General features: G+C 55.8%; 5 protein-coding genes. 3 read left to right on the forward strand and 2 right to left on the reverse strand.

Translation table 11 applies throughout. From position 1 onward, the window contains the following. Positions 1-58: 58 nt before the first annotated feature. The gene (locus CLV44_RS14795; protein WP_106592896.1) at positions 59-2,449 is read right to left on the reverse strand and encodes a Lon protease family protein; all 2,391 of its coding nucleotides are present in this window, start codon (positions 2,447-2,449) and stop codon (positions 59-61) included. A 19-nt stretch (positions 2,450-2,468) separates the two neighbouring features. Beyond that, positions 2,469-3,716, reverse strand: coding sequence for an MgtC/SapB family protein (locus CLV44_RS14800; RefSeq protein WP_106592897.1), 1,248 nt, complete (start codon positions 3,714-3,716; stop codon positions 2,469-2,471). Between the two features lie 336 nt (positions 3,717-4,052). Between CLV44_RS14800 and CLV44_RS14805 the strand changes: the two genes are divergently transcribed. The 3 genes from CLV44_RS14805 (at position 4,053) to CLV44_RS14815 (ending at position 7,394) form a co-directional block, all read left to right on the forward strand. Next, entirely contained in the window at positions 4,053-5,189 is a 1,137-nt protein-coding gene (locus CLV44_RS14805; RefSeq protein ID WP_106592898.1) for a hypothetical protein, read from the forward strand. A 35-nt stretch (positions 5,190-5,224) separates the two neighbouring features. Beyond that, positions 5,225-5,635, forward strand: coding sequence for a hypothetical protein (locus tag CLV44_RS14810; RefSeq protein ID WP_106592899.1), 411 nt, complete (start codon positions 5,225-5,227; stop codon positions 5,633-5,635). 67 nt (positions 5,636-5,702) lie between these two features. Then, positions 5,703-7,394, forward strand: coding sequence for a metallophosphoesterase family protein (locus CLV44_RS14815; protein WP_170069365.1), 1,692 nt, complete (start codon positions 5,703-5,705; stop codon positions 7,392-7,394). Positions 7,395-7,505 lie beyond the last annotated feature (111 nt).

The following is a 7,505-nucleotide window of genomic DNA, read 5'->3' on the forward strand; positions in this document are numbered from 1 at the left end:
GTTGATGACCTTGGGCCGGAGCGGAGCCGATTCAACCCCTTCAGTGATGATGCGGGATTCAGTCTGATGTTTTGATGGCTTGTTTTCGCGCCTGTTCAGCCCAGTCGGAGAGTTGCATCTGCACCCGGCCGTTGACGGTTGCCGGCGGGTAGCGGCCCTCCTTGTCGGCCTCGCCGGCGGGGCGATCGAACAGCAGTTCAATCAAGGCATCCAGCGTGCTGACGGTATGGATGGCGAACTGTTCCTGTTGACAGGCATCTACCACGGCCTGCTCCAGGATTAAATGGGGTTCGTTGGCAGCGGGGATGATGACACCCTGAGTGCCATCCAGTCCGCGTGACTGGCACAATTCAAAGAAGCCCTCGATCTTCTCGTTGACCCCGCCGATCGCCTGAATTTCACCCTGCTGGTTGATGGAGCCGGTGACCGCGAACCCCTGTTTCAGCGGCAGCCCACTGATGGCGGAAAGCAGTGCGCAGAGCTCGACGGCCGAGGCACTGTCACCGTCAATGGGGCCGTAGGACTGCTCGAACACCAGGCTGGCATTGAGCGACAGCGGCAGGTGACGGGCATAGCGGGCACCAATACAGGCGGCCAAAATCATGACGCCCTTGGAGTGCAGCGGGCCGCCAAGTTCGGTTTCGCGCTCGATATCCAGCATGTGGCCGCTGCCGATACGTGCGGTGGCGGAGATACGATTGGGCTTGCCAAAACGCTGATCACCCAACTGGAATACCGACAGGCCATTGGCCTGACCGATGCTCATGCCGGAAGTGCTGATCATCAGCATGCCGCGCTCGATCTGCTCCTGCAGCAGTTCGGAATATTGACTGCTGCGGTGGCGCTGCTGAGCGATCGCCTTGCGGACATGGTCGCCGGTGACCTGCGATGCGCCCTGACGCAGGGTCCAGAAACTGGCTTCGCGCATCAGATCGATCAGTTGACCGCGGTTCAGTGACAGTTTGTCGCTGTCATCCATCCGCCGTGAGCTGTGCTCGACGACTGCCTGTAACGCGCTGAGGTCAAAGTGAGCCAGACCTTCTTCACGCACCAGCATGGCGATCAATCCGAGATAGCTTTCCAGGTTGTCACGGTCACGGTCCAGGCTCTCGGCGAAGTCGGCATAGACCTTGAACAGGGTGGTGAACTCGGTGTCGTACTGTTTGAGCAAATAGTAGAGGCGGCGGTCACCGATCAGGATGACGCGGACATTGAGCGGGACCGGTGCCGGCTCCAGCGAACGCGCACCGCTGATACCGTATATTTTTTCCAGTGGGTCGATCCGGATTTCATGGTTGCGCAGGGCGCGCTTGAGCCCTTCCCAGGCAAAGGGATAGGACAGCAGCTTTTGCGCATCGACTACCAGGTAACCGCCGTTGGCTCGATGCAGTGCGCCGGGCTGGATCAGACTGAAGTCGGTGATCAGCGTACCGAAGTGGGCCTCATGCTCGATCCGGCCGATCAGGTTCTGGTAACTGGGAATGTCCTCATAGACTACCGGCGCTCCGCCATTGCGTTCATGTCCGACCAGTACATTGATCTGATAGCGGCGGAATTTGGCGGAGCGGGCACGCTTGTGCAGGGGCGCACGTTTATCGTCTTCAGTCGGGAAAAAATCATCCACGTTTTCGAGCATGTCCTGGTGGATGGTATCCAGAAAACTCAGTACGCCGGTGTGGCTGCCGTACTGCTGGCGCAGATTGTTCAGTGCCGGATCGATGACACCGCGGGTCGTGTCCTGTTCCAGCTCGCGGATACGTGTCTGCTGCTCCTGATGCATTTTGGGCACTTCATGCACCAGCTCAGTCAGTTCTTCGTTCAAGGCCTCCACGGCGGCCTTGATGCGTGTTTGCTCACTGGCCGGCAGCTTGCTGAACTGCGCCGGTGTCATCAGTTTGCCATCCTTGACCGGTCCCAGCGTATAGCCACCGGGTGTACGCAGCAGAGTGATGCCCGCTGCCTGGGCCTTTTTGCCCAAGGCCTTGAAGCTCATCTCCTCGCGCTGCTGGAACTCTTCGTTCAGGCTCTGCAGCTGGTTGTGATATTCGTCACTTTTGAACTGGGCCGGAATACGCAACAGCAGAATTTCGATCAGCTTGCGCAGGTCCTGATGCAGGGTTTGGCCGCTGCCACGCGGCAGCACGAGCATGCCGGGCTGGTTGGGTCGATCGAAATTGTGGATATAGCAGTAGTCGCTGGGAGCTTCACCGCTGGCGGCCTCGGTACTGATGATACGCGACACCAGCTCGCGCTTGCCGACACCGGTGGATCCGCTGACAAACAGATTGTAGCCCAGGTGGTCCATGCCGATGGCGAACTGGATTGCATCCAGCGCTCGCGACTGCCCCAGAGCCGAGTAATCGGGGGTGATGTCTGCGGTCGAGGTGATGCCGAATGAGGACAGGTCGCAAGCATGGCGCAACTGTTGCTGCGTTAACCGCGTATGCATGGCCGGAGCTCCCGTATGATCAAGTCAGGCTTAAGGTTAGCAGTGCCAACAGAATTGCGAGTGCCAAACCGGGCCAAAGGGGGCGACAAAGTGTCCAGTGGCCGGCAAAGAAGGCCAGTCCACCCTTGACCAGGGTATTGGTGATGGCGGCGAGCGTGATGCCGGTGACAGCGGTTTCAGTGCTGATGCTGTCTCGCGCCATTCGTGCCAGCGTCAAGGTGATGGCATCGACATCGGTCAGCCCGGCGACAATGGCAACCAGCCACAGCCCCTGTTCACCCATGTGTGCTCTGATGCCGTGAGCCACCAGCATGATGACCACCAGCAGGGCGCCAAATTGAAGGGCGGGCCATAGCTTGAACGGTTCGGTCGCCAGGGTTGCGGTATTGATGCTGCCGAACGGTTCCTTGCGCCGCCAGCACCAGAGAGAAGCCGCGGCACAGCCCAGCATCATGGCCAGCATGGATGGCCAGAGAGTTGGCAACAGCTGGGGGTTGACCACGGCCACTTCGAGCAGAATACGTGGATACATGATCGCCGTGGCCAGCAGAATGCCGCTGGCCAGCAGGCGCGGTACCGGTATCTGTGCATGCATGCGCGCCAGGCTCAGGGTCAAGGCTGTGCTGGAGGCAATGCCACCGAGCAGACTGGTGATCAGTACACCCTTGCCGGGACCGGTCAGCCGCATGGCGAAATAGGCCGTCAGGCTGATGCCGGCAATCAGCACGACCAAAAGCCATATTTCATAAGGGTTCAGGGCTCCCCATGGGCCATAGCTCTGATTGGGCAGTACCGGCAGCAGTACCACAGAGATCAGTGCCAGTTGCAAAATGCCGCGTATTTCGGCATCGCTCAGGTGTTCCAGTGCGTGGTGCAGGGTTTGCTTGAAGTGCAATATGATAGTGACCATCACGGCAGACGCCACGGCGAGAGATAAATCGCCCATCATGGCCAGAACCCCGAGCAGGTAGGTAATCAAACCTGCGACCACGGTGGTCATGCCAACGTCATGGTCTTCGCGAGAATCCAGCCAATGTGCGAGTCCCAGCAACAGGGTGATACCGGCCGCCGTGACAATAACAATGCCCGGACCGAGTGCCGGTAACAGAGCGGCCGAGAGGGCACCGCTGACCGCCAACAGCCCGAACGTACGAATGCCGGCGATGCGTCCGCCAGCAGGGGCATGGCGTTCATGCCAGCCGCGTTGCAAGCCGATCAGCAAGCCCAATGCGAGGGCGACCAGGAGACGCAGTAGCGTGCTATCCATAACACCTCCACCAAACAAAAGAGGATCAGTGGTTTAAGCCTAACAGGTTTTTAGCGGCTACGAGGTATAATCATTATTTTTAAAAACGTACTTAAACGGATACACTTAAGTATTAATACGAACAAATGTTTTATTTAATTGTTCATATACATGAGTTTAATGCTAATAATGGCTATTCATTCAGCATACGTTTGTCTTTATAATGCGCATGCGAAGTGAATACTAATTTAATAATGATCCATTAGTATAAAACATTCAGACAATATACTGTTGCACGGTTGACAGCCCGATTTATATCGTACTCATCTGATTTTACTCTGCATGCCTGGACGGCTTATGAACCCATTGAACGATATTACGTTTACCACTGCTGGTTTGTCTGAAAACGACAGGGAAAAACTGCAGTCGGTACTGGTCCTGGCCGAAATTCGGCTGTCATCCAGTTGGTCACTGCATGACTCTCCAGACGCTGCAGATGTGGTCATCTGTCGGGCTGTGGATGAGCTGCAACCGGGGGACATGCGTCCGGTGATTGTTTACCGGGAGCCCTCGCAACCCGAATGGTGCGTGGACAAGCATGAGCGCCCGCTGTTCGAATTGAGGGTCGACAGCAGCGGCATGCCCCATTTTTCCGAATTGGTGACGGTATTCAAACAGGTCGAGCTACAGTTATTGAATGTATCGGTGGCCAACTCTGGTCCTCAAGTGCTGGTGACCGATATTCCGTTGTTGACACCAGTGGCCGATCTGGACGAAAACGGTTTTGAAGACATGGACTTAGAGGGTGTCTTGCCGACCTCAACGGAAGTCGTGAAATCCGCAGATCCAGCGGAAGATAGGCATATTCAAGCCCTCTCCAAGCCTGAGCCAAAGGCCGTCACGCCACCCTGTCTTGAGCAGTTGGCACTCTATCTACAGCGGTCTGCGGGTGATGCGCCTTACCACAAAATTCTGCTGCAATCGGGTGATGTAATATTACTCGACTTCCGGAGCGGCCGGTTTCATTGCAACCGCTCGCTTGAAGCCTTCCTGCAGGAGCCGGCCGATAATCGGGCCTCCTATATATCGACGTTGTCGCAACAGGAGTTCAAGTCTGAACTCAGTAAACAGGATTGCAGCGAGCAGCCGATTGCCAGTCTGCAGTGGTTCCTGGCGCTCTATTCCGGAGTCGAGGGCTTGCATGCGGTAAGCGAGGATGAGGCTTATTGCCTGTCTGCCTGGCCTGATAGTCAATTACCAGGTTTGCGCCAGGAGCATTTCAAGCTGGCAGCGTTTATGCGTGATAAGAAAGAGACAATTAAGGAGATAGCGCATAAAACCGGCATCCCTGTTGCTACCATTCTAGCATTTGTCGAGGCCTGTCATTATCAGGGTCTGGTAAAACAGGACAAGGAACAGAAAAAAGTTGATGTGCAGGGATCTGAACGTCCAAAAGGTTTTTGGCGTCAGATACTGCGCAGCATTAAACGGTAACCCGGGGCAACGCCCCTTTCGATTCGGAAAATACTATGTCAAAACTGGATGATCTGCTGCAAGCGATTGTGAATGATGTTGATGGTGCACTGGGCTGTGCGGTTGTGGATCTGGATAGCGGTTTGTTGCTTTCAGTGGCGCACACGGTACCGTATTTTACCTCTTCCTATCTGGAAGCTGTGGCGGCAGCGGCAGTGGATATGATGCGGGGTCGTAATGTGCGTGCGGTCGAATCCCTGCTGTCCAATCAGCGTGGACAGCCGGTACGCCACATGATCCAGGAAGTGCAGATGAGTACTGAGCGGACCTACCATTTCATGGCGATCGTTCCTGAAAAACCGAATTCACTGGTGGTGCTGATCACCAGCCGCAATACGAATCTGGGCATGGGGTGGGCCTCTGTCCGTACCAATCTGCCTAAAATCGCCGAGTTCTGCCCCTCCTGATACCCCTCTGTCAGACCCCCGAGCAGCTGGATAGCTGCTCTTTTCTTGTTGCTTACAGGTCAGGATGATGTTGAAAAAGAAACTCAAGATTGTGGGTGTACTCGGGGATACTCATTGTTTTGGTCCCGAGCAGATTCGTGCGGCCATTCTGCAGGGAGTGGAGGCGCTATCGATCAATCACGATTTTACGGGACGTCCTGCCACTCACATTTATGCCAATGATGAACATGTGGTAAAAATCCGGCGTGATCTCAAGCTGACGGCACGCCAGGCTCAGCCCTGGCTGTTGAAAGTGATGGAGAAGGAGCGGATGCTGGGGGTGTATCATCCGGCGAAAACCTGGTTTTACATCTATGTTGAGCGTGCGGGTGTTGAGCAGGAGAGCGAAGAAGTACTGATTGGCAACATCACCCCGCGCCTGCAACCACTGCATAAAGTCCTGGAGGCCGAGCCAGTGGGAGCCGAAGGGCTTGAACGGGCGCGGTCGCAGCTGGACGAGATGTTCGGTCTTTATCTGCGCACGGCACGTGAGTTCGACATCAAACTTGATGAGGGCCTGTCAAACTTCGCGCTGGATGCCGAGGGGCGGCTGTATTACGTCGACGACGAATATTATGCCTGGGACAAGTTCATCTCCTTTTCAATGATGCTGGGCGTATTGATTCGCAAACTGGGTTGGCTTGAACGTGACTTCATGCGTGTGCTGGCACAGGACTTGGGGAAGCAGCTGGACCAAACCTTTGCTGATCTGAATTACCGTGCCAGCATTGCCTATCAGCTGCGTTCGGCCTTCATGCCTGCGGGCAAAAAACGTGATCTGGCGAATCTGGTCAGTGCCACCCTGACGGGATCGGTGCCTGCTATTAGCGTCGCCAGTGATGTTACAGCGACAGGTATGGAGTCTGCCGTTGCCGTTGCCGTGCCGACGAAAGAGTACCGTCCGGCTGCGACCGATATGGAGCCGCCTGCCGATGTGACAGCTCCGGTAGTCAGTACCGGTGGTGAAGTGAAATCAGGTGAAGGCTTGCTGGCCATCCTGGCTGATGTGCATGCCAATTTGCCGGCGCTCGATGCGGTGCTGGACTGGCTTGAGCGTGAGGGCATACGCCATGGCGTCGTGCTTGGTGATCTGGTGGGGTATGGACCGGATGCGGCCGAAGTCATTGAACGGTTGCAGGAATCCGGTCTGCACATTATCAAGGGTAACCATGATCATGCCGTCGCCTTGGGTGCGTTTCAACGTGGCCTGTCGAAAAATGCCCGCCATGTGGCGGAGTGGACCCACGAACAATTGCCACAACGGCAACGTGATTGGCTGAAAAACCTGCCGCCAATCCTGGATACCGAGCAGTGGCTGGCGGTGCATGGTGCGCCGTTGGATCCGGAGTTCTTCTATGGTTATGTCTACGAGATGACCTACCGGGATAATCTGGACAAGCTGGCAGCCTTGCAGCGCAGGCTGTGCTTCCATGGTCATTCTCATATGCCCGGTGTGTATTGCCGTGATGGACAAGGACAGGACCGGCATCGGACGGGCGAGCGTGTGTCGCTCAAGAATGAGGCGCATTGCCTGATATGTCCGGGGTCGGTTGGGCAGCCGCGTAACGGCATGCCGCAGAGTCAGTTTGCACTCTATGACCCGGTGGAGGATGAAGTGTTGTTCAAACAGTTGGCTTACGACTATGAGCCGGTCGTGGAGCGGATGAAGACGCTGCGTTTTCCGGCAGACCTCTACCTGCGCTTACCAAAAGGTGTGTGAGGACGGGTAAAAAAAAGGCTATGTCTGAGTTAGTTGTTGTGGATATCGCTCAATAGCTTCTAACAAACATAGCTCAGCTGTTATTCCAGTAGAATAACGTTCCAGCATCCG

Origin of the sequence: Marinobacterium halophilum (assembly GCF_003014615.1) — a bacterium.
Taxonomy (GTDB): domain Bacteria; phylum Pseudomonadota; class Gammaproteobacteria; order Pseudomonadales; family Balneatricaceae; genus Marinobacterium; species Marinobacterium halophilum.

Excerpts from the sequence above, each read along its gene's own strand:
- CLV44_RS14805 (WP_106592898.1), top strand. The coding sequence starts at position 4,053 with ATGAACCCATTGAACGATATTACGTTTACCACTGCTGGTTTGTCTGAA.
- CLV44_RS14795 (WP_106592896.1), bottom strand. The coding sequence starts at position 2,449 with ATGCATACGCGGTTAACGCAGCAACAGTTGCGCCATGCTTGCGACCTG.
- CLV44_RS14810 (WP_106592899.1), top strand. The coding sequence starts at position 5,225 with ATGTCAAAACTGGATGATCTGCTGCAAGCGATTGTGAATGATGTTGAT.
- CLV44_RS14800 (WP_106592897.1), bottom strand. The coding sequence starts at position 3,716 with ATGGATAGCACGCTACTGCGTCTCCTGGTCGCCCTCGCATTGGGCTTG.
- CLV44_RS14815 (WP_170069365.1), top strand. The coding sequence starts at position 5,703 with ATGTTGAAAAAGAAACTCAAGATTGTGGGTGTACTCGGGGATACTCAT.